This is a genomic window from Paenibacillus sp. OK076 (genome assembly GCF_900110055.1).
Lineage (GTDB): Bacteria > Bacillota > Bacilli > Paenibacillales > Paenibacillaceae > Paenibacillus.
Genome location: NZ_FOCH01000001.1, coordinates 3,808,101 through 3,831,156 on the forward strand (window position 1 = coordinate 3,808,101; position 23,056 = coordinate 3,831,156).

18 protein-coding genes and 1 pseudogene are annotated in these 23,056 nt (G+C 41.3%); 4 read left to right on the forward strand and 15 right to left on the reverse strand.

Features of this window, described 5'->3' with window-relative positions; translation table 11 throughout:
• Window positions 1-376: 376 nt before the first annotated feature.
• Window positions 377-2,341, reverse strand: a complete 1,965-nt coding sequence (locus BMY78_RS16945; RefSeq protein ID WP_256222172.1) for an ATP-dependent DNA helicase — start codon at window positions 2,339-2,341, stop codon at window positions 377-379.
• 191 nt (window positions 2,342-2,532) lie between these two features.
• Between BMY78_RS16945 and BMY78_RS16950 the strand changes: the two are divergent.
• Both BMY78_RS16950 and BMY78_RS16955 read left to right on the forward strand, forming a co-directional pair.
• Window positions 2,533-4,032 (forward strand): annotated as a pseudogene (locus tag BMY78_RS16950) (catalase); the annotation flags it as partial.
• 563 nt (window positions 4,033-4,595) lie between these two features.
• On the forward strand, window positions 4,596-5,951 hold the full coding sequence (locus BMY78_RS16955; RefSeq protein WP_090900932.1) for a right-handed parallel beta-helix repeat-containing protein: 1,356 nt from the start codon (window positions 4,596-4,598) through the stop codon (window positions 5,949-5,951).
• A gap of 140 nt (window positions 5,952-6,091) precedes the next feature.
• Here the strand turns inward: BMY78_RS16955 and BMY78_RS16960 are convergent, their stop codons facing one another.
• A complete protein-coding gene (locus tag BMY78_RS16960) occupies window positions 6,092-6,361 on the reverse strand; it encodes a DUF6809 family protein (RefSeq protein ID WP_090900935.1) in 270 nt (89 codons plus the stop codon).
• 113 nt (window positions 6,362-6,474) lie between these two features.
• Here BMY78_RS16960 and BMY78_RS16965 point away from each other — a divergent pair, with 113 nt between their 5' ends.
• Window positions 6,475-6,693: a helix-turn-helix domain-containing protein gene (locus BMY78_RS16965; protein ID WP_090900938.1), complete on the forward strand. Its 219-nt coding sequence runs from the start codon at window positions 6,475-6,477 to the stop codon at window positions 6,691-6,693.
• Window positions 6,694-6,812: 119 nt separating this feature from the next.
• Here BMY78_RS16965 and BMY78_RS16970 read toward each other — a convergent pair whose 3' ends face one another.
• The 7 genes from BMY78_RS16970 to BMY78_RS17000 all read right to left on the reverse strand — a co-directional run bounded on the left by BMY78_RS16970 (window position 6,813) and on the right by BMY78_RS17000 (window position 14,472).
• Window positions 6,813-7,682, reverse strand: a complete 870-nt coding sequence (locus BMY78_RS16970) for a hypothetical protein (RefSeq protein WP_090900942.1) — start codon at window positions 7,680-7,682, stop codon at window positions 6,813-6,815.
• Between the two features lie 53 nt (window positions 7,683-7,735).
• Window positions 7,736-9,508: a coiled-coil domain-containing protein gene (locus BMY78_RS32870; RefSeq protein ID WP_177185754.1), complete on the reverse strand. Its 1,773-nt coding sequence runs from the start codon at window positions 9,506-9,508 to the stop codon at window positions 7,736-7,738.
• Window positions 9,501-9,938, reverse strand: coding sequence for a hypothetical protein (locus tag BMY78_RS16980; RefSeq protein WP_090900945.1), 438 nt, complete (start codon window positions 9,936-9,938; stop codon window positions 9,501-9,503). The genes BMY78_RS32870 and BMY78_RS16980 overlap by 8 nt, the downstream gene beginning before the upstream one ends.
• Complete coding sequence (locus BMY78_RS16985; RefSeq protein ID WP_090900948.1) at window positions 9,925-11,082, reverse strand: hypothetical protein; 1,158 nt, start codon at window positions 11,080-11,082, stop codon at window positions 9,925-9,927. Before BMY78_RS16985 ends, BMY78_RS16980 begins: the two co-directional genes overlap by 14 nt.
• 486 nt (window positions 11,083-11,568) lie before the next feature.
• Window positions 11,569-12,162 (reverse strand): pentapeptide repeat-containing protein, encoded by a 594-nt coding sequence (locus tag BMY78_RS16990; protein WP_090900951.1) that lies wholly within the window; start codon window positions 12,160-12,162, stop codon window positions 11,569-11,571.
• Between the two features lie 11 nt (window positions 12,163-12,173).
• A complete protein-coding gene (locus BMY78_RS16995; RefSeq protein WP_090900954.1) occupies window positions 12,174-13,394 on the reverse strand; it encodes a WXG100 family type VII secretion target in 1,221 nt (406 codons plus the stop codon).
• A gap of 190 nt (window positions 13,395-13,584) precedes the next feature.
• Window positions 13,585-14,472, reverse strand: a complete 888-nt coding sequence (locus tag BMY78_RS17000) for an AraC family transcriptional regulator (protein WP_090900957.1) — start codon at window positions 14,470-14,472, stop codon at window positions 13,585-13,587.
• A gap of 214 nt (window positions 14,473-14,686) precedes the next feature.
• Between BMY78_RS17000 and BMY78_RS17005 the strand changes: the two genes are divergently transcribed.
• On the forward strand, window positions 14,687-15,445 hold the full coding sequence (locus BMY78_RS17005) for an SDR family NAD(P)-dependent oxidoreductase (RefSeq protein WP_256222173.1): 759 nt from the start codon (window positions 14,687-14,689) through the stop codon (window positions 15,443-15,445).
• A 316-nt stretch (window positions 15,446-15,761) separates the two neighbouring features.
• On the opposite strand, the gene yaaA is transcribed toward BMY78_RS17005, so the two are convergent.
• From yaaA to BMY78_RS17035, 6 genes are all read right to left on the reverse strand, one after another.
• The gene (gene yaaA / locus BMY78_RS17010) at window positions 15,762-16,514 is read right to left on the reverse strand and encodes a peroxide stress protein YaaA (RefSeq protein ID WP_090900962.1); all 753 of its coding nucleotides are present in this window, start codon (window positions 16,512-16,514) and stop codon (window positions 15,762-15,764) included.
• A gap of 175 nt (window positions 16,515-16,689) precedes the next feature.
• Entirely contained in the window at window positions 16,690-17,553 is an 864-nt protein-coding gene (locus BMY78_RS17015) for a prohibitin family protein (protein WP_090900965.1), read from the reverse strand.
• 1,207 nt (window positions 17,554-18,760) lie between these two features.
• The gene (locus BMY78_RS17020; protein WP_090900968.1) at window positions 18,761-19,210 is read right to left on the reverse strand and encodes a hypothetical protein; all 450 of its coding nucleotides are present in this window, start codon (window positions 19,208-19,210) and stop codon (window positions 18,761-18,763) included.
• A gap of 68 nt (window positions 19,211-19,278) precedes the next feature.
• The gene (locus BMY78_RS17025) at window positions 19,279-20,136 is read right to left on the reverse strand and encodes a hypothetical protein (protein ID WP_090900971.1); all 858 of its coding nucleotides are present in this window, start codon (window positions 20,134-20,136) and stop codon (window positions 19,279-19,281) included.
• A 363-nt stretch (window positions 20,137-20,499) separates the two neighbouring features.
• Complete coding sequence (locus BMY78_RS33365; protein ID WP_256222174.1) at window positions 20,500-21,525, reverse strand: cell wall hydrolase; 1,026 nt, start codon at window positions 21,523-21,525, stop codon at window positions 20,500-20,502.
• A gap of 278 nt (window positions 21,526-21,803) precedes the next feature.
• Window positions 21,804-23,021, reverse strand: a complete 1,218-nt coding sequence (locus BMY78_RS17035; protein ID WP_090900974.1) for an MFS transporter — start codon at window positions 23,019-23,021, stop codon at window positions 21,804-21,806.
• Window positions 23,022-23,056: the final 35 nt, after the last annotated feature.

Consider the following 23,056-nt stretch of genomic DNA (forward strand, 5'->3'; position numbering starts at 1 on the left):
AGGCTCAAAAGCCATTTTTGGGGGAGATAACGTTAATGGGGTTCGTTAAAGTTTTCATTACTTGAGTATTACCTTAATAAGATGCCGCAGGTTCGTTAGAATTTTGGAGCCATTTGAAGCGAGGGGAAATCCCTATCCATACATTACCTTGACTCATAGAGGAACGTAGGGAAGGAACAAAATGATTCGGAGAAACACAGCGTTCGCCTATAGATCGAATCCTTCCCTTGAAAAAAGGCACGAGAAGAAAATTTGAGGATAACGAGAAAATAAGCTCTTGCTCACATACGGATGGTGAGTCCGCAGAGAACAAGAACTTATTTTCGGTAAGAAGCCTTATCATCACAATAAAGCATGAACATTTAACGTAAGCTGATTAGTGTGTCAGGGTTGTCCATTCTACACCTTCGGGAAGCAGAGCCGCAATGCGGTCTTTGGCTTCCTTTTTCGTATACAGCGATTCATCGAGAATGACCGCAGAACCGGAGTCCGTGCTCGTCCGAATCAGACGTCCAAGACCTTGCTTTACACGCAGCAGCATGTATGGAAGATCGATCTCTTCATAAGGTGCCGCTGACGCTGTGCGTTTTGCATTGAATACAGGGTCCTGTGGTGGATACGGGAGCGACCAGATCATGACATTGGATAATGACGGTCCTGGAACATCCAGTCCTTCCCACAGATTGACGGAACACAGCACACTTTCCTCATCCTGCTGGAACGCCGCGATCAGGTCACTAATCTCCCGATCTCCCTCGTACATAAAGCGTAACCCTTGAGCCTCAGGCATATGAACGATATCCTGCTTGAATGCACGCAGCTCTTCCATCGTACGGAACAGAATCAGGGCACGACCCCCACTCTCCTGAAGCAGCGTCACGGCGTCACGCAACCGATTTTCATTTTCAGGGTGACCAGGTACGGTTTCATCGGTAATCTTCATCTGCATTTTGTCCGCGTAGTCATATGGAGAAGCCACGGAGAACGATACAAAATCATCAATCCCCAGACTGTCTGCCACATAACGGAATGAACTGTCCACAGATAACGTTGCGGATGAGAAGACAATTGGAATGCCTGTATTGAACACACGCTCGTTCAGAATTTCCTTCACGGTACGCGGCATGATCGATAAGGTTGTCTCGTCTTCGCTCTCTTCAGCCCAGCAGATATACCCATCTTCCTTACGGAACAACGCAAGGGCAGACTGAATCATGTCCAGATGTTCTTCCACGACACGCATCTGATAGCCATCTAGCGAGAACAATCCGCTCTCAAATACCAATTCTTCGCCGATCGCATCCAATACGCTGGTCAGACGTTCGATCTCACGCAGCAGCGGCGGTTCTACCCGCACTTCTTTTCGTTCCGATCCCGGAATGGCTACCGTATACGTATCCAGCAGCGCAAACAATCGTTCACTGCTCTCAATCGCTTCATCCACACGCTCCGCGAGGGATTCACGAATCTCGCCTTCAAGCAGACGAGTCACCAGTTCCTCGAAGATGCGGTGTTTCAGTTTGTAGCTCAGTGCATTCAAGGCCGCTTCTTCCAGCAAATGTCCTTCGTCAAATACAACCGAGCTATGATCTGGCAGCAGTGGCAATTGTCCCTCGCGTTTGCGCGCTTCATAGGTCCACACATGCTCCATGTAGTAATCATGGGAACAGATGATGATGTCCTTGGAACGACGGTAATGGTCACGTGATAGCGTCAGACCACAGCGTTGACGTTTGGGACAAACAAAGCAGTCTTGAAAAGGGTCCCAGTTAATTTTGTTCCACTGGCGATCATTCAGATGTGGATACTGTTTGCGGTCACCATACGGATGGAAGGCCTGAAGCGTACCCGGCGTATTCACAAAATCCGGAAGGCTCTCATGCACTTCTTCAATAACAGGCGCATCCTCATCGGCGAATCTCATCGCACTTAATTTGTTCAGACAGACGTATTGGTCAGGTGACTTGCCCAGACGTGCGTCCACTTCCAAGTCCAGATGTGCAGCCAGCTTCGCAATATCTCCGCCCGGTTTCACCAACTGTTCAATCAAAGACTCATCGGCACAGGCAATCACCGCCGGTTTACCCGTATAACGTGCATAACAGACCGCGTAGAGCAGATAAACTAACGTCTTGCCTGTTCCCACTCCAGCCTCAGCCATAATGGTCTTTTTATCTCCATAGGCCCGTTCGAGCTGGTACGCCATAAAAATCTGTTCATCCCGTACCTCGAAGCCGGACTCTGGCAAAATATCGTAAAAAACATCGGCAACCCATTCCCCTAGACGGGATACAAAGGGCTCTGCCGGATCATATGCAAAAGGATAACGTTGTGTAGACAATCCTAGGTCAGCCTCCATTCTTAGACAAGCGGTCCAAATTTCATTTTCCGTTCAAAAAAGGCCGCTGGGCAAAAGTTAATTATCCCACGCCATGAGGCGGGTGACAAGCTTTTTTTAATGAAAACGATGTATAGAACCGACTTGCAGGGAAAATATATATTCGAATCCATCAAAAGGAAAGGCGGTGCTCCATGAATCATCAGTCTTCACAACCTGAGCATTCCTCAGACAAGGCACCTGAGACATTAACGGATCGGCAAGGCCATCCCATCACGGACAATCAGAATGTTCGAACCGTCGGCAGCCGGGGACCGACTACACTGGAGAATTATCACTTTCTCGAAAAGATCACCCATTTTGACCGCGAACGTATTCCGGAACGGGTAGTCCATGCCCGCGGCGCTGGCGCTCATGGCGTATTTCAGGCGTATGGAACGGCCGGGGATGAACCGGTATCGAAGTATACACGCGCACGTCTGTTTCAGGAAAAAGGCAAAGAAACGCCCGTATTTGTTCGCTTCTCTACGGTTATTCACGGTGGACATTCACCGGAGACGCTTCGGGACCCGCGCGGATTTGCTGTGAAATTCTATACCGAGGACGGCAACTGGGATCTGGTGGGCAACAATCTGAAAATCTTTTTCATTCGTGACCCGCTCAAATTCCCGGATATGGTGCATGCCTTCAAGCCAGACCCGTTGACCAATGCACAGGATATGGAACGGTTCTTCGATTTTGTTTCGCTTAGTCCAGAAGCGACCCATATGATTACGTTTCTCTTCTCCCCTTGGGGGATTCCGGCCAACTATCGACAAATGCAGGGGTCAGGCGTCAATACATACAAATGGGTAAATCAGGAAGGCACAGGCGTGCTCATTAAATATCATTGGGAACCGCTCAATCAAGGCATACACAACCTGCTCCAGAAGGACGCCAGCGATATTCAGGGGCAGAACTTTAACCATGCTACACTGGACCTGTATCACGCCATTGAACAAGGGGACTACCCGGAATGGGAGTTGTGCGTTCAGGTTATGGAGGATGGCGAGCATCCCGAATTGGATTTTGATCCGCTGGACCCGACCAAGCTGTGGCCGCCAGAGCAGTTTCCGTTTTTACCCGTTGGGAAAATGACCCTAAACCGCAATCCCGAAGACTACTTCAATGAAGTGGAACAAGCAGCGTTTGGCACAGGAGTGCTGGTGGATGGACTGGATTTCTCAGATGACAAACTGCTGCAAGGCCGCACCTTCTCCTACTCGGATACCCAGCGTCACCGAGTGGGGGCCAACTATCTGCAACTGCCCGTCAATGCACCGAAAAAGCGGGTAGCCACCAATCAGAGCGGCGGGCAGATGCAATATCAGGTGGATCGTGCACCGGGTCAGAATCCGCATATCAACTATGAACCTTCCTCGTTGGGCGGCTTAAAGGAAGCAACCCCACGAGGCAAGGAACATGAACCACTGGTGGAAGGCCGACTTGTTCGTGAAAAAATTGAGCGTACCAATGACTTTGGACAAGCAGGTGATACGTACCGGGCGTTCGAGGATTGGGAGCGGGATGAGCTGATCAGCAACATGGTTGGCGCGTTGGCCCAATGCAAACCGGATATCCGGGAACGCATGATCTCCCATTTCACACAAGCGGATGCTGATTATGGGCGCCGGGTAGCGGAAGGATTATCCTCCGTCTCAACGGATGACAGTGCCATGGTTCAGCCCAAGGATGAGCCCACAGTGGAACAGGCCGCCAAGCGCAGTCATGAAGCAGATCCATATTAAGCACTGGATGGTTTAGTTAAGGCGTATTTTAAGGTAACGGACATGTTATATAGGAAACGCATAGGTTCATTAATTAACCCTCGGTAGCAAAGACTGCTTAAGCAGCTTGCTATCGGGGGTATTTGGCGTTCCAACCTGAGCAGCCTGTGAGCTGATTACGCGGGGCTCTCCTATTTTAAATATTTTTAAAGTTGATTTCGGAGGATTAGAGGTATGGATCATGCCGTTTGCTGGGAAAAGGGGCTCTTCCTACGTTCATTTCAGATGATCCCCTGTTAAATGAGGGACATGAACTGAGCGCAGGATTATGCGCAGCTCACATGAACTTCCATTTTCGACCAGTTATACGAGGCTTGTCAGCAGGTTGAGTCCATCTGATCAAATGATTATTGATGATAACGTTTACAGCATTTACCATGAACCTGTGTCCTTTAGGACTTCATTTCCCAATTACTAAGGAGGTTTGCTTAATGAAATTATTCCCTATTACTTCTGCTCATTCCTCATCTCAACGTTCGCTGAAATCGAAAATGACTAACATCTGCCTAAGTGCCGCGTTCCCTCTATTATTGCTCGGCGGTGGATTGGCTGGTGCGGCCGAATTGATCGATAGCGGACTGCAAAATTCCTCTGATTCAGTGGCTGCCTCCAGCACTGCACTCGCTGCAGGTGATCTATATGTCGCTCCTGGAGGATCGGCTAGCAATCCCGGAACCCTCGCGAGTCCTACGTCACTGGCTAACGCGTTGACCCAGATCGCACCGGGTAAAACAATATATCTGCGCGGCGGCACCTACAGCTTCTCGGAAACGGTTACGATTGAGCGAGGCAATAGTGGTACATCGGGACAGCGCAAAAATCTGGTGGCATACGGATCGGAAAAGCCTGTCTTTGATTTCTCGGCACAAGCCTTCGCCTCCACCAATCGCGGGCTGCAAATGTTCGGAGACTACTGGCTCGTCAAAGGACTTGAAGTGAAGGGCGCAGGCGACAACGGTATCTTTATCGGGGGCAGCTACAACCGCCTGGAACAGATCGAAGCTCATCATAACCGGGATACTGGCATCCAGCTCGGACGTTATGCTTCGACTGCTTCAAACAGCGAATGGCCTGCCTATAACGAGATTATTCGCTCCTATTCCCATGATAACTATGACCCGGATGACGGCGAGGATGCGGACGGTTTTGCCGCCAAATTGACGGTTGGCCCGGGCAACCTGTTCGACGGTTGTATCGCTGCCTATAATGTGGACGATGGCTGGGATCTGTACAGCAAAACAGATACAGGCGCCATTGGCGTCGTGACGATCCGTAACAGCATCTCCCATCACAACGGGCAGACTTCGGATGGCACATCCACCTCCAATAGTGACGGTAACGGCTTCAAGCTGGGCGGCGAGAAAATCGCGGTGAATCATATTGTCGAGAACAGCATTGCTTTTCAAAATAAAAAGCACGGCTTCACCTATAACAGCAATCCCGGTTCCATTCAGATGAAAAACAATACGTCCTGGCAAAATGGTCAAAGCAACTTTGCCTTTGATGTAGGCACACATATCTTCACCAACAACCTGTCCTTCGAAGGCGGCGCCAGCGACAAAACCAGCGGAACCGACGTCAGCAGCACCAACGTCTGGTGGAAGAACAAAAAAAGCGAGAACGCCAAAGGCCTGCTCGCCAGCGCAGCCGACTTTGTCTCCCTCGTGCCTTCAGTAACACGCAGCGCGGACGGAACGCCTGTCCTGGGCAATTTCCTCAAGCTTGCGGGTGGTAGTGATCTGATCGGCTCGGGTACGCCAGCGGGTACGAATATTGGGGCGCGGTAGGTGGTAAGTAATAAGATAAAAGAGTAATTAAAAGCAAAATCCCCTTCCCCATTCCGCCTAAGCGGTGGTAATGGAGGAGGGGATTTTTGAGTTGCTTTGTATTGTCTGCTGGCTTATGAGGTAGGTAGATAGATAAATACTCACGGCTTGGCTAAAACCTCAATCATCAGTCTGCCGCCTGTACGAAAACCTTGCTCAAACGCCGCTTCCACATACATAGATGTGGATTGTCCGATTAAGTCTATCAGTTGCTCCAAAGCATCGTATTCTGTATCTGTGAGATTTGTTTTGTAGTTCTGCATCATGTCCGATATCTGGCGATTGATCTCCTGATACTCGGAATGCTCAGGATGAATCGACTCGTCCAACCGCAGGTTACCGTGAAACAAATCCTCGATCAGGTTTGACATGTTATCCCCACCTAGTCTTTTTACCAACTATTCTCACTATACTTTAGCGGATTTTCCGCTAAAAATCAATAGCGGATAACACGCTAAAGTATGATGTTGGTGAGGTGATGAACATGTATACTCGTATACGCAATTTGCGTGAAGATAAAGACTTATCCCAAACACAAATGGCCGCCTATCTCGGTTGTAGTCAACGTGTCTATAGCAACTATGAACGTGGTGAGTTGGATATTCCAACGGCTATATTGATAAAGCTGGCTGATTATCATCAGACCAGTACAGATTATCTTTTGAATCGGACGGATGTAAGAAAGCCATATCCCTTATATTAAACCATGACAGGGCAGTTCAAAATCCCCTGAATCTAACATCTGCATTATGCAGCCTCAGGTTCAGGGGATAAGTTAATTCTTATGAGATTCTAAGTCTTAAAATCAAACCATCTAATGAATTAATATGGAATGTATTCCTCAACAATGTTCCTTAGTCGTATAGTTTTGTTAATTGTATTTAAAAACTTTTCATGATCAATCTCTACTACTTCCTTCAAAATAACAACTTCTGAACGATTGTCAATTTTCTCAGTAATTACATAGTCGATAAATTCTGTCTTCTGAGAAAAACGGTGATTCGTAAAATATGCATTCATGGTTGCATATCCTTTAATTCCTTCTTTTTTGACGATACGACCATGTTTTATTATAAACAAGTGAGAATTACTTTTAATTGCATTACTTACCGCTTCACTGTTGAACTGAGCTAAATTCTGATATGATATTTGAATACTTTTTTGCATATAAAAAAATGAATATGGTAGATTGAATTTATTAATATATCTATAGTAATACCCCTCCATGCTCATAAAATTTGAAATCATCTCACTAAACTTATTTTCTGATAAGTTGATTTTTGAAAATTCACGGATACTTTTAAGTAGCACTTCTGGAAATTCTCTAATTATTGAAAGCAACTCATTTTTCTTGTTTTTATTCCTCTTCTTCTCTACATTGCTAAAAGAAACAGGATTTTTAAAAGGACATTCATCATAATTTTCTTGAATATACTCCGCTACACCTTCAATAGTTTCACTAAAGTGCCTGGCATGCAACGGCATTTTATTAGCATTTTCATCGAGTCTTGTATCAACATAAAGATTAATTATCTGTACAGGATTATTACAGGCTGGACAAGTAGCATAATGTCTCATTTCGTTGCCTTGTTTACGAAAGAAGGGGTGTGCTTTATGAGTTTTATTCTCAAAACTTGTTGCGGTTAATTTAAAATGCTCTTTATCAGAAGGAGTTAATTTAATTATTTTCATATTCCTTTTTCAACACCCCAATTTACGATAAGCCATAAAGCTTACCAAATAATTTATAGTTCTTCTCCACCAGTCAAAGGGGTATAAAAAGGATTAAATCCCGTTTTAATATTGGTAACCAAATTCTCAGAGTGATCTGGTACAATTTCTAAAGTGTTATACTCCTCGTCATCAAACATAAAAAGTTGTATCTCTTCTTTTCCAATATCATTCAATGCTTTATTTATGATTTTCCCTATAGCCCTACAATTGTTCCTGTCAAAGGGTTTTGATATATGATCAATAACTAATATAGGTATCAAAGGGTATCGCCCCTCTTTAAGTAGCAATTTCAAAAAACCTAAATAGCCACATAATTGAATAAGTGTATGTCTTGCCATACTCCCTATATAGTAATTCTCTGATTTCTTCTCTTCCAAATTCTCATTAACAGTGAGCGTTTTTGTTATTGTAGGTTGAAGTATATTTCCCTTTTTTAAGTATGAAATTTTAAAGCCTTCTCTTTGGAAATCATCATTTACAACGGAGGAAACTTCTTTTGCTGACTTATAAAGTTCTGTGATGTAATCGGACAATGCACTTATTTTTAAGTTGTCATCGGAATTCTGTAGTAGCCTTAGTTCATCTCTTACATTTTTTATTCTCTTATTCTTTTCTTTGAGTTCTTCTTCACAGGAGCGAACATCTGTTGACAAGTAATCTTCTATCAAAGCAATAGATCTCGCTTTTTCATCTAGTGAGAATGCTTTAAATCTAAAATCATTTTTTTTAATTTCGGTTTTCAAGAGAGCCCTCTGTTTTCTCAACTCTTTAATAGTATTATCGCTTATCAGAAACTTGCTAAATGATATTGTATTATCAAGTTCGAAGATTAGCTTTCTCAAAGGAGTGACTAGATACTCAAAATCATCGTTCTGTTCCAGTATTTCATTCAAGTTATTTAAAAGCACTTTTCTGTTTATGTTATTTTTTTCCATTTGCTTCACATCTTCAATACGATTCTCATATACTTTGATCTGTTCCGTTATGTTATTGTACATAACTTCCAGTTCAGAAATATTCCTGGATTTATTATTTTTAACAGTCATATGCATTTCTTTGATTTCATTGAGATATTTTTTGATGACATCAGCATTTTTCCCCGTAAACATGGTGCTAACACCTAGTTTTTGAAGGTTTATATTCACCTGAGTATAAATAAATTCATATTTTGCAGAGTCAACTTCTAACTTTTTTACTTCCCTCAACAACGTATTCAATTCTTTTTGTAACTCGTATATTTTTTCTAGATTATTATTAAATATTAAATTTAGGACAGGGGTTAATTTAATTGAGTATTTTAAATCACTACACTTGTCAAAAAAGTCGTGTATTGCACCTTGTCTCTTTTCGCCTAAAAAATTAAATAAAGTAAATGTTCTATATGTGAGATCTTCTTCAGTAAAAAGTCTAATATCTTTTAAATTTTCTATGTCTCTGGTAAATATCAAATTAAGCTTTTCTTTATATTCTTTAAGATCAATACAATCCGCTTCTTCTTCATCTGAATAATACAAATAATTCTGAGATGGATCCCTTGTTCGTGAAATATTATAACTGATATCATCAAATTCAAATATCATAGTAGCTTTTGTCAATGATTCGCTATACCAAGGTTTCTTCCTTATATCTTCTGAAGAACCAAACATGAAATCAATAAACTTATAAAATTCTGTTTTACCAGAACTGTTTTTCCCCTTAAAATAATTCACTCCAGACTTGAATTTGTAATTAAACACTTTCTCATCATCAATACCATACATCACCATTTTTTTTATTTTAAACATTGTTAGTTACCTCTCTCATAAATTGTCTATCAGTCATTTTGTTACTAGCATTAATTGCGCTCTGCATAAATATACTGAGTTCATAAATAGGTTTGTTTTTCTTTAACTCATTAAAAATATGTAAATTATCATTCTTAACATAGATTAATCCTTTAGTATTAAGTAAGTGAATTGCTTTAATGATAAATTGAATATTATTACAATATTCTATATAATCCCCCGCCAAAAGAGAAATACATTTGTATATAATATCTTGTTTGTTGTTTCCATTATAAACATTATTAGGAATATAATAATTCTTTTTAATTAAATATGAAAAAACAAGGATTTTGTTTATACTTAATTGTTGATGTTTACTTAATATATCATGTATTATTTCACAATAAATGCTAACTTGAATCGTTTCCGTCTCAAGTTTAAGTTGTTTCATTTTCCTCATCCTCCCAAGATATCTGATTATTCTCGATCTCATTTTTAGTTAGATAAATTCCAGAACCAAAACGAATTTGGTCGTTCTCTGCAAATGTGTTACTTCTATTCATCGTTTCTTGAAACCGATTGTACGGAAAATCTCGACCTTCTATTTCTAACTTATGCTTAGAAATTATATAATTCTCGTATGTCGTCTCTTCAATATTTTCTATATTCGCCAACTTATTAGTCTCCATGTATCTAAAACGAAGATCTTTATAATATTCACCATATCCAAGGTGTATTTTTATTAATGGTTGAGGAAGATTACATGCGAGTAATTGCTTATACTCCCTTGAATTTGCAATACTCAAATCATTGAAATCTACAGAATGTAGCTTCTTGAAATCTGAATAGTGCGGGAGAGTAATTTGCTCAGTCATCCTGCTACATATATCCTCTATTAACTTAATAAAATCAGGATAAGAAAGAATATAAGGCTTTTTTCTATTTATGCTTTCCATGATCTGTACAGTAACATGCTTGAGTAATTCCTTAATTCGATCATAATAAACAACTTTATTAATGCCAGCCTTCCTAAAATGTTCCGAACAGTTCTCATCAATTTTTTCATCCATATCATTTATTGAAATGAATTCATATTTACTTTTAATAGAATTGAATCTCTTTTCAAAACTTTCAAAATCAGTATACATTTTTTTCACTTTTGTGATGAGAGCCTTTGAGCCTTTAGTTGACTTCCTAATAATTTCGTACTGTTCTTCTGCAGATTTGCTAAATAATATATCTGAGTTTTTGTATTCATCATGTGTAAAGAGAATATACTTTGATATAGCATTCTCTGAGGATTCAAGTATAATCCAGTTGAGTAAGACCTTTAGGACGCTACTTTCTGTAATACTGGTTCGTTTGACCTGAACAGCTACGTTAGTATCATTGCCTACTATTTTGCTAACAAAGTTATCGTCGTATTTATCAATCTCTTGATGTTTTAACTTTCTTATGTTTACATCATCAATAGTTTCAAATTCAATCTGCATACCTTTTTTTAATGTAAGCATATAATAAACAAACACTCTCATTTGGAAGGAAAATCCACCTAAACTAAATATTCCACTACTATCTTGCGTGTATGTATCCATTTTTTGCACCTCATTAATTGTATGAACATCTTAAGAAATATATCGAAAACTGCTTTTTATTTAAAAGATCACAATCACATTAGGACTAATTTGCACACTACATGTCGTTTTCGACATAAATTTGTGTTTTCCTTCTTTTTCCTAAATAACAGGAACATATTTGATTCTACACCTATTTCCCTAATAACTGCACTTGATCAAAATCAGTTCCAAACCAGCTCGAATTTACTCTTCCCTTGCGGATTTAGTTGCAGCGTGTCATTCAGACGTCGCAGCTCTCTATTTCTAATTTATTATCATGAATATTTAGGTTTATATACCAATTTATCGCTATTCAAAATCGATCATATTAAAAGAAATATATGGTACTAGAGGTTTTTTTTACTTTATGGATGAATACCTCAGGCTAAATCAGAATGGACAGGTCAATCACAGTGGCCGGCTATGATCAACCTGTATGATGTAATGGAATAACAATATCTAGGGTTAACACTTTTCTAAAAACCATCTCCTAGCTTCTTCTTTTTCTAACAATACTGGTTTTTCTGGTGTACCAATATTTATACTCTGAAAAAAAGCTTCTTCTATCCCTTTAATACTCTTTAGTGTTACTCCGTTTAACAACGTATCTTTAAATGTCGATACACTTATATCTATATTTTCTAGTCTTGCATTTCTAAAATCGGTTAAATGGAAAGATACATTAATCAGATTACAATCAACTAAACATGCGTTATTAAATGCTGCTTCCCAACAATCACCTTTACTAAATCTACTATTTCTAATGATGCAGTTGGAAAAATCCGTATACCTGAGATCTGATTTATAAAAATCACATTTATCTAAAGATGCATTGATAAAAGTTGATGAGGCTAATAATGATGAATGAAAATCAACATTTTCCAGTTTGAGATCATCAAAAGTGCAATCTATTAAATAGGATTGTTCAAGTAATACATCAGATAAGTCAAAAACTCTTAAATCAACTTCATCTAACTTTAACTGCTCACCTTCATCACCAATTGTCTCAACCCACTTTTTATGCAAAGCAAACATATTAATAATATCTTTTCCTTCCATTTTTCCACTCCTTAGGGGAACCATAATATTCTATCTGCTATTCCTTCTTTATCAATTGCTTTCTTCAGTTGTTCAATATGCTCAGGCACCATTTTTTTCGTATCAATAATTACGTCATGCCCCTTAGCAAATTCTTCATGTATTTTTTGCATACCATTTTGAATAGTAAAAGCACCCTTTTTAGGATTGGTTATAGGTATTCCGTTCCTACCACTTGGATATGATTCAAAACTCTTCACGTCCCACTTTATGCCCGTAGTGGTATCAATGAACTCTGCGCCCTTATCTGCTTGTGGATCACGTATTATTCTTCCTAAATCACCTCTTGCTTCTAATTGTAATCCAACATCTCTTTCATTTATATTTTTTGGTTCTATTTTACCACCACCTGAAGGATCTCGAGCTAAATCATCCACCTCTTTGTGATTTCTGCCTCCAGTGTATGTCTCTTTACCCATCCTCTTAATATTACTACCTTTCCTTGCCTCAGCCGTTTCCAAATTCTTTTTAATCTTCGCTACCGCCGGATCAGAAGCAGGCAAGCGAAACGGACCTTTGCGACCTGGCATACTTCCGCGAACCATCTGAAAAGCCATAAAGATCTGGCTGAACTTCAGAGAAGTCAGCATCATCTGAGCATACCTATCGGATACAGGCTCGCCTGTGAAAGGATGGATTCTATTCTCAAAAGCTTTAATCTGTAAAGCATTAAGATCTTCCCCCGGCTCTTCCGCATGACCTGCTTGCATCCGGTTGATATCCAAATGCCCCTGATCCTTCTGATATGCCTGCAGAGAGGCCTGATCGGGAACACCATTCTCGTTTACTGGCATCCACATCAGCCGACCATAGATATTGATTTGGGCCATCTGGTAGCCCTTATCACCCGAACCCGCATCACTCCCTGTGCTCTTCATCATTGCTGCCGCACCAACAGCACCAATAACACTACCCAGACTGCTCTTCTCCGCATCTGCATACTCAAACCGTGTCGCAATATCCTTTAACTCTTTCGAAGTATACACCATGCTCTCCAGTGCTTTCTGTAGTAAGGGACGCGACCGCGCAAAATCATCATAAAAACGCTCCTGTGTCACACCCATCCACATGGCTTGAAGGAACATAATCTGCCTGGAGAGATTATCTTGAATATGCTCCAATTGTTGCCTCGCCTGATCCACCTGACCTGACAAGTAATGTAACTGCTCAGGGGTAACTTTAATTGTACTCATCTGTTTTCACCGCTCATTTGATATGGGATAAAACTATGTTAGCAGAAGTTTAATGGCAATTTCATCCGGCTAACCTCCTGATTTCAATTCATTAATCCACTCTCTCAATGTTGAGCTTCCATACTATGGTCCTACAGTTTAATGGGAACATCGTTTCCGTCCAGATTAATGCTAATGATCCCCGGCTTGTCTAGTCCCTTGCATGTTCGATTCGTCTTAGTTTCTCCGTATCTCGAGCTGGAGATAAACCGAAGAAGCGGGAATATTCGCGATTAAACTGCGAGGCACTCTGATAGCCAACCTGATATGCAGCACTGGCTACTGCATAACCCTCAAAAGCAATGAGGTTCCTAGCCTCCAAAAGCCTTAATTGCTTTTGAAATTGAATAGGACTTAATCCCGTTGCACTTTTAAACTGACGATGAAAGGTATTTACAGCCATACCCGATTTAGATGCTATCTCACCGATGTCTATGGGCCTCATAAAATTATCACGAAACCATTTTACAATTTGAGAAATCTTGGCAAAGTTACTTTCCCTCATACCCAGTTGTTTCAGATACCATCCTTGCGGTCCCATCAGAACGCGATAAAGGATTTCACGTTCATAAGCCGGTGCAAGAGCCGGAATATCTCTGGTTGACTTAGTTAATCGCAATAAGCGTAGCCATGCCTCCATGAATTCAAGATCCATCTCACAAGCTGCGAACTGCGCAGAAGAAGTTGGGATTAGATTTTCAGGTAGATCTCTTAATAAGCGCTGGAGAACATTCTGATTTAACGCAAGACCAAGAGACATGTAAGGGCCGCCATTCCTATCTGGATGCACACTCGCCGTTGCAGGAACATGTACCGGCAAAACATAATATGAGGGGCCTCCCAGTGTAGTTCTGCGCTCCCCGATTGAAAGCATCTTTGTTCCTTGAACCGTAAAACCAATCATCGGCTCGTAGAGTGCTGCAAGCTGATGAGCAGGAATATCTCCCTTAATCATGCTCAGCCCTGGAACTTCGGTTTCAATCGGTCGAGTGCCTGCACATTTCATTAATTCGATAATTTCATCCATAATTTTTTTCATGCACCTATTTTATCAGATGAATGTGTATCCCTCAACACAGCTCTGAAATGAAGAAGCATTTTTAGGCTTTTCTGATGTTATAAAAGAACGATATTATCTGCTCATTACAATTACACGTGGTGTTTTTAGGCAATTTAAAGGTGTGATTAGATCTATATTATTTACGCAGAGAATACTAAAATAAAGTCCAGATCGATCACAAGAAAGGGTGGATATGATGAAAATTGCAATCGTAACAGGTGGAAGTAATGGCATTGGAAAAGCAACGGCTCTGGAGCTAGGCAAGCGCGGAATTAGCGTGATTCTCACATACAATTCCTACAAGGACAGAGCAGAAGCGGTCGTTAAGGAAGTGGAAAAAAATACAGGAGTTCGGGCTGTAGCACTGAAGTTAAATCTGACCCAGATATCAACATTCGAAAGTTTCGCCTTAGAGGTCAAGCAGTACCTCAACGATATCTGGGACAGAACGACTTTTGATTACTTAGTTAATAATGGCGGTATTGGCGGACCTATGATGTTCAATGAGATGAGCGAAGAATACTTCGACAACATTCTTGATACGAACTTTAAAGGACCCGTTTTTTTAACACAACACCTTGTGCGATTTATGGATGATCATGGAGCCATCGTTAATACTACGAGTTCATCCAAGAACCAATCATTTCCAGGATACTCTGCCTACGGCTCGTTAAAAGCAGCATTCTCCACATGGACTCGTTATATTGCCAAAGAACTTGCCCCACGTAAAATTCGGGTCAACGCCGTTTCTCCTGGTCCTACGCACAGCAATTTCGGTGATGGCGTATTCGATAAACATCCCGAATTCATCAAACCACTGGCTGAGCAATCTGTATTTGGCAGAATAGGCCAACCAGAAGATCTTGCGAAGGTCATTGTGAACATATTGTCCGATGATTTCGGCTGGGTCACAGCCCAAGACATCGAAGTATCTGGCGGACACTTGCTCTAAGCGTGTGAGAACGACATGGGGGGCGCCATCTTGAAGAAACGCCAGAGGCTAAACATTGACACCAATCCAACTCTCACATATTTTTAAAAATCGAGAAAACAAAGATTACATTTCTAGCTGTATATAATACGAAAAACTGCCCACTGTAATTCTTGTTATACTCCCGTCATAGTAGACAGTAGAAATAACTCTACTATGATGGGAGTTTTGTATGCCAGAGGAAGCCAATGTCATATGAAATCAAGATTCATGTTGTACAGCGTTTTGATTAACGACAATAAACCACTCTTCTCATATATAATTGGCACACTAATGACTATTTTCCCTCTGAATATATAAACACATAATTCCCTTCATCCGAGTTCTCTTCTGAGAAAACAAAACCTAACCGATCAAAGTTTCTAATATCCTCTACATCTGTAATCTTCCGCTCTGCCATATACCGCACCATCTCACCTCTAGCCATTTTGGCGCGAGTTGCCTTTTCAACCAGCTTCCCATCGACCATTTGTCCGAAGACACAAGTGATAAAACGGGTTTCGTCCTTCAGAAAAGGGGTGATGTTCTTGCTATACTCTTTGGAAGCCAGATTCAGAATGCAGTTACTTTCCGCTTGAAGCTGATCGGCCAACTTGCTGCCCCAGAATTGATAGAGCGATTTGAAACCTGGACCTTGCAGCCTGCCCTGCATCTCCAAGCGATAAGGGGTAACCCCATCCAAAGGCCGCAACATGCCATAAAAACCGGATAAGATACGTAAATGCTGCTGAAGATACGCCAGTTCCTCATGTTCAAAAACACCCGGAGCCATATACTGATACTGAATGCCCTCATAGGCATAGATGGCTGGCGTAAGATTTGCTTTTATATTCATATTCCGAATCCGCTCCACGTTCTGTTCGGCGATTGCATCGTTACACTTCCACATTGTTTTGAGCTCGTCATAGGATAACTTTTGAAGCAAACTCAATAGCTGTTCTGACTCGTTTATAAATTGCGGCATCTGCGCGATAGCCATATGATCGGTATCGATCTTCATCTTTTTAGCTGGTGATATGATCATTCTCATCGTGCTGATCCATCCTTAATCTACCTTTGTATTTTTCGTTATTCATTTTACAGGATCGGCTAGGTAAATCCAATGTCAGGGCTTAACTAAATCCCTCATGTTACCTTTGAAAAGACTCAAAAATGAACAAGTCAGCCCACGATTGGACCGGCTTGTTCATTACAATTTGAAAAATTTATTTCTCTTGCTCTATTTTTGTAGTCGAAGTCGGCAATTGAATCATTGGCGTATTTGATCCACTTACATATGGAAGGGCTCCATCCCATTTCTTGATGGTTTCATATTGAACAAGTTGACTCGATAATGATTGTTGAAGCTCTTTGTTTGCTTTAGCTTGACCTTCTGCTTCGATCAATAGTTTGTCTGCATTACCTTGCGCTTCAACGCGCTTGCGCTCTGCTTCTTTCTTGGCGATCTCAAGTTCAGTCGTTTTACGTTCCAGTTCTTGAGAAGCTTCGACACGCTTATCGATTGCTTCCTGAGTCTTAGCATCAGGTTGAGGAACACCTACAGTAACGTTTGATACAATAAAGCCTAAATCTTTAACGTCATCAGAAAAACGTTGTTGGACATCCACTCCTGCTTCGGATGACTTTTCACCATACACATCAATTACTGTAAACTTGGAGATACCTTTACGAGCTGCGTCACGGAAACGTGTTTTGAGATATGTATCCTCAATTTCTTGAATGCTAATTGGCCCAAATGTATTGAATATAGAAGATACTTTACTTGGTTCTACTTGGTAGTTGTAGGCAAAATCGATTGTGATATTTTTCCCGTCAGAAGTAGCAATCTGAATATCTCTGTATTCCACCGTTTGAATTCGGATCGGATATTTCGTCACTTTATCAAACGCTCCAACGAGTTTCCACCCTTGACTCAGTGTACTATCTTTTACGCCTCCATTTGGTGAATACACGACCCCAACATATCCATTAGGAATTCGTGTTAAAAAGAAGGTCACCAGTAACACTCCCACAATAATAACTAATGCAACCGCAATTGCCCCTACCCTAAACGTCTTTGAATTTTTCATCACCATTCTCCTCTTGTTTGAATTTATTGTATTTCTTCAGAATTCTACTACCTATTTTATTGAATAGCGGGATCATTAATGCCCATAGAATAAATGCTAGGATCAAGATTAAAATGATTCCCCCAATAAATGGCATACTCGTCCTCCCCTCTATGGATGTAACCAAACACACACCTCACCTGCACCAAGGAATCCGCATAGTTAATTTAATTTCATCTACGCTTAATCACATCCCATGCTAAACCCTCGTGGCCAAATTCTAATTTGCAAAATGCTGTGGTTCCACTAAATCTGTTTAAATGCTAATTCTCCGTTCATCCAAATTTATAACCAACTAATTATATCCTCCTTTATATACACTTTGTAAATTCGATTCGGTTTCAAGATACCCAGTGCGCTTCTTGTAGCCCTGGAACTTCTACATCGAAAAAAGGATATGCGGTCCGTCTTGTTGTACCGCTTGTGAGCATCCAAAAATCGCACGACTATTAGGTGAATTAGCGAAAAAAATGCCCTTCGTGTAGCCACTTCCGCCCTACTGTCACAAAAAAAGAGCCATCAATTGTTTGATAGCATTTTCGAACGAGTAACCTATAAGAACTAAAATTAAAACTATAAATTATATTACAGATTACTTCTTATGAGTTACAACTCACTTTTAGGTGATTTAAATCGTTCAAAAATCATGAAAATCGTTGCAATCCATATAAAAGCCATTCTTTCATCTCCGAACCAGACATGAAGCCAAATGCTACACCACCATCCACAAGGAGTGATAATCCGATAGTGATAATCCGATAGTTTTAATATGTATTTATTTTTATATCGATTTGTTTCCAATGCAACTGAATGCCCTCATAGGGATAGTTGCTGGCGTCAGATTATTCTTTAATTTCATATTCTAAATCCGCTCCACATTCTGTTCGGCGATTGCATCGTTACACTTTACAGGAATGGTTTGATGATTCCAATATCAAAGTACATTTATTAGCATCATTGCGCTTCTCAAAAAAAATGAACAAACCTGCCACTATCGGACTGGCTTGTTCATTAAACTCAAGAACGCATAATCAATTAATTATGGATCGGGCAATAGTTGCCCCCATTTCATACATATCATTCTAACAGAGTCATATCATGCCCCAGAACACAACTTCGAATGTGATTACAATCAATGATGTTTTTAGAAACATCGATTCTACTCTCATCACTCCATTGCTTTCAGTTTCTCCGCAACCTCAATTGCTTCTTCTTGACTAAAAGCAGGGGAACTTATTACTAAATTATCCTTTTTGAATTCCTCGTTTGTTAATTTCTTGTATAATGTAGGATCTGTAATGGTAATTGAGAATTCATTTTCCGATTTATTTAAGTAAATATTCCCTAATACAGTTCTCTCTGAGCCTTCGTAAGCAATTAATAATGAATTGTGTTTAAACAGCACTTTTTCAAAATTAATCTCATTTATTGATAAAGACCCTTCATAATTATCGTCATCTTTATTGAAATCCCCTCTTAATGTCACCTCTAATTCCTTACTTATACTAGTACTTTTGCTATACATATATGATGGAGATGATATCTGAATTTTTTCATTGTTGCTGCATGCAGAAATAATAAGTGTACTAATAAAAATAATAAAAATTATTTTCTTCATTTCCCCACCTCCACAGTTAATAAAGAGAGGAGGTAGAATTTCAGAAAAGTCTTCCCCCTCTTCGATATTTAATACTTAAATTTCCCGGAGACATTTACCGGTATAATAGCTCCACTTTGGTAACCATAATACAATGGAGACAAAGTATTTTTAGCGAGTTGAGTTAATCTTGATTCATCGTAAAAATATTCACCAGCTTGACCAGAAATTTGTCCTAAATCAAAATTACTTGGTGTATATCGAACGGCATTTTTGTAGTAAACAACGTTAATTTGAGCAGCGGTGTTTTTCTTGGTTGAGGTTGCCATTGGCGCCCAAATATATTGAAAGCCATTCCACTGATATACATCGACATATTTATATATTATTACATGGTCGTGCATTGTTCTAGTTATAGTACTTTTATAACTTTCATATTCACTTTCTTTCAGAAATAGATCTAAGACAGTCATAAAAGCCCCTACATAAGGATGTGTCATTCCAGCTCCGATCTGAATAAGTTTATTCCCCATCTTATTTAAGTCACCTTGTTCATTACCGTACAATGTTTGCGCACCATAAGAATATTCAGTACGTAGTCTTGTGTCTCCAGGGGAAGCCATTAGGGTAATAGATCGATCAAAACTATCTAAATTATCTGCGCTATATAGCTTATTCTGGTATTCAATCTCTGTGTGTACTGAATAATCATCTACTGATTTCATTATTTCTTCTATTTCCAATTGGGTATTTGCATTTTCTAGTTTACTTTCTAAGTCAGCGATATCCAATTGCTTTCCTTCTCGTATCGCCTTTTCTTTGAGATACTCTTTTGTAATCGTAGTTGATTCTGTGATCGGATCATAAATTGACTCCTCCGCACTTACTGGTGATACCTGAAGAACAAGGGCAAGGCTCAGTAACGATGCAACCAACTTGCGTTTCAAATTTAAACACCTTCCTTATATGGATATAATTACCTTATATAGGCTATCATATAAAACCGCTTTCATCAAGAGTGAGGATGATTATGACTGGGGTGTTATATGTAAAATTTTGCATTTATAGCAAGGTAAAAAGCCACCTAATCTATAAGGCGGCTCTCTTATTTTTCCTTGATAAATTTCGATATTTGCTTATTTACATGAGCAACAATTTGAAGTTCCAGATACTCAATTGTCTTTTCAGAATCAAATGACCATGGCTCTACATCTTCATGCTTCGAGCATTCCCCAATCAAGATTCTCAGATGGAACACTGATATCATTCATTAATTTTAAGTTATTGAATCCAATTCTCTTCTACCTAACTCACCGCGTAAAATCATGCTGCCCAATCGTAAGCAACGTTGGTCTGCTTTTACTCCACAATGACGTCGCTATCTTCGGATTGTAATAATAAAGTGCTCCGTGGGTCGGATCAGTGCCATTCAAAGCTTTACGAGCTGCCTGGTAGGAAGTCTGGGTTGGCTTGGTATTAAACTGTCCATCGTCTATGGCCGTGAACTGCCCTTTTTGGAAAATTACTTTCGGAATTGATGACGGGAATGCATTTGAATGCACTCGGTTCAAGACAACCGCGCCTACAGCAACCTGTCCTTCAAAGGATTCTCCGCGCGCTTCCCCGTGAATCAGCTTCGCGAGCTGGCGCAGCGTATTACCTTGGGCTGCAGCCTTCTTGTTCAGTCTGTTCAGTGTTGCTGGACCTGCAATCCCATCCGCACTCAGCCCCTGAGCCTGCTGGAACTTACGGACAGAACCTTTGGTAATAGAACCGTAATATCCGGTCAATCCAGCTTTAAAATACCCCAGTTCGCTTAATTGCTCCTGCAATTGAAGCACATGTTCACCGCGAACGCCCTGCTCCAGTTTCTGTGCTCCGGCAGACGGAGCTGCCATCGTAAGTCCGAGAGCCATCGCGAAGGCACCGAGAAGCACGCTGACTCGTCCTGCTCTTTTGCCAGCCTTTCTCCCCCTGCGATGGGTGACTTTCCGGCTGACGGTAATAGGTTCCATGTGGTCAGTGCTTGCATGCAGATCATGCAGATCAAGCCTCTCATTCCCGCGAACTAATCTAAACTCTTCATCATGGCTGTAGATATAGCTCGTCATCTTCATCTCTTTCATCTCTTTCATCTCGTTAACAGGAGTAAGATCAATGACATCAAATCTCCCGTTTATCTCATTCATCCTATCGCTGCCATTATAGCTGTACATCACATTTATCCCGCCATTCTCAATCACACGTATCCGTTCACACACGCTATTCTGTCCACTCATCATATTCTTTGCATTCATTTCACACGTTTGATCCATTTCAAGTTTGTTCTTCATCATTCCATTAACCTCCACTTTTCTGAATCCAGATCCCACTTCTTCCCCCTGAATCCTCACGGCCCTACATCCCGAGTGTCATTATAGGATATAGAAAAAGTGACGTCTATCGGACCGATGGCGCAGGCGAAAACCCACTCGAAACACAGCAAAAAGAGGCATGAGCCCATGGTCACACCATGGTCATGCCTCTTCTTGTATCAACCTTCTGCCGCATATCCAACCCGTTGTAGGTGTAGGCAGGCAGACCCGCACAAAAGTTGCGTTGTATTTATTGACATTTATTCGGCCAGTTCCAGACCCTTGGTTTCCCGGCCCAGGAACAGTACAGCCGCAGCGCCAATGAGGATGGTCACGAAGAAAATCGTGAAAATCAGGCTGATTGCAACTTCACGCTGAACCAGCATACCAACCATTAATGGAGCAAGCACGCCCCCGATCCGACCTACCGATGTGGCAAGACCCACACCTGTTGAACGAACGGAGGTGGGGTACAATTCCGGACTATACGCATACAGACCGCCCCAAGCTCCCAGATTGAAGAAAGAAAGACAGATCCCTGCGGTCAGAATAGTCGCTTCCGTTGTGGCCAGTCCAAAAGCAATCGCACTTACTGCTGTTAATGTAAGATAAACGACAAGTACAAATTTGCGGCCAAACCGCTCAATGAAGTACGCCGCCGTGAAGTAACCTGGCAGCTGTGCGATCGTCATAATCAGCACGTACTGGAAGCTTTTAACCAGTGTAAAGCCTTTTGCCATAACAACCGAAGGCAACCACAAGAACATACCATAATAAGAGAAAATGACGGTAAACCACAAGATCCAGAGCATCAACGTTGTGCGGCGATGAGGTGCCGACCAGACCGTCGCTACCTTTTCGCGGAACGTGATTTTCTTAATCTCGGTATTGTTCTTGTAACGAGGCGGGTCCTGAATGGCACGGCGCAGATACAGCGCATAGAACGCCGGAACGGCACCAATGGCAAAAGCAATTCTCCAGCCATATTCCGGGATAACAAAGTTGGCAATGAGTGCCGATACAATCCAGCCACCTGCCCAGAAGCTCTCCAGCAGTACAACTGCACGTCCACGTTCTGCCGTAGGCATCGACTCCGATACCAATGTAGATGCAACGGGCAGTTCTCCGCCGAGGCCGATACCGGCAATCAGACGCAGTACACACAATACGGCGAAACCGGTCGCTAATGCTGACAGGCCGCTCGCGATCGTAAATACCAGTAGGGTCCACATCAAAATGGCCTTTCGGCCGAAACGGTCCGCGAGTGCACCCGCAAGCAATGCACCTAGCGCCATACCGATGGAGTTGATACTCGTAAGCACCCCGACTTGTCCGGGACTGAGACTCCATTCCTTGGCTAGTGCAGCCACGATGAAGGAAATCATACCGACTTCCATGGCATCAAACAGCCAGCTCATGCCGGCACTGAACAGCAGCTTGCGCTGCTTGGGATTCCGCAATACTTCCAGTTTGCTCATGTCCTATAGCTCCCTTGATCTCTATGTAGTCATTC

Coding starts and splice junctions, on each gene's coding strand:
- yaaA (WP_090900962.1), bottom strand. CDS start 16,514: ATGAGAATGATCATATCACCAGCTAAAAAGATGAAGATCGATACCGAT.
- BMY78_RS16960 (WP_090900935.1), bottom strand. CDS start 6,361: ATGTCAAACCTGATCGAGGATTTGTTTCACGGTAACCTGCGGTTGGAC.
- BMY78_RS16955 (WP_090900932.1), top strand. CDS start 4,596: ATGAAATTATTCCCTATTACTTCTGCTCATTCCTCATCTCAACGTTCG.
- BMY78_RS16985 (WP_090900948.1), bottom strand. CDS start 11,082: ATGGATACATACACGCAAGATAGTAGTGGAATATTTAGTTTAGGTGGA.
- BMY78_RS33365 (WP_256222174.1), bottom strand. CDS start 21,525: ATGATGAAGAACAAACTTGAAATGGATCAAACGTGTGAAATGAATGCA.
- BMY78_RS16980 (WP_090900945.1), bottom strand. CDS start 9,938: ATGAAACAACTTAAACTTGAGACGGAAACGATTCAAGTTAGCATTTAT.
- BMY78_RS17015 (WP_090900965.1), bottom strand. CDS start 17,553: ATGAAAAATTCAAAGACGTTTAGGGTAGGGGCAATTGCGGTTGCATTA.
- BMY78_RS17035 (WP_090900974.1), bottom strand. CDS start 23,021: ATGAGCAAACTGGAAGTATTGCGGAATCCCAAGCAGCGCAAGCTGCTG.
- BMY78_RS16990 (WP_090900951.1), bottom strand. CDS start 12,162: ATGGAAGGAAAAGATATTATTAATATGTTTGCTTTGCATAAAAAGTGG.
- BMY78_RS17005 (WP_256222173.1), top strand. CDS start 14,687: ATGATGAAAATTGCAATCGTAACAGGTGGAAGTAATGGCATTGGAAAA.
- BMY78_RS17000 (WP_090900957.1), bottom strand. CDS start 14,472: ATGAAAAAAATTATGGATGAAATTATCGAATTAATGAAATGTGCAGGC.
- BMY78_RS32870 (WP_177185754.1), bottom strand. CDS start 9,508: ATGTTTAAAATAAAAAAAATGGTGATGTATGGTATTGATGATGAGAAA.
- BMY78_RS16970 (WP_090900942.1), bottom strand. CDS start 7,682: ATGAAAATAATTAAATTAACTCCTTCTGATAAAGAGCATTTTAAATTA.
- BMY78_RS17020 (WP_090900968.1), bottom strand. CDS start 19,210: ATGAAGAAAATAATTTTTATTATTTTTATTAGTACACTTATTATTTCT.
- BMY78_RS16995 (WP_090900954.1), bottom strand. CDS start 13,394: ATGAGTACAATTAAAGTTACCCCTGAGCAGTTACATTACTTGTCAGGT.
- BMY78_RS16965 (WP_090900938.1), top strand. CDS start 6,475: ATGTATACTCGTATACGCAATTTGCGTGAAGATAAAGACTTATCCCAA.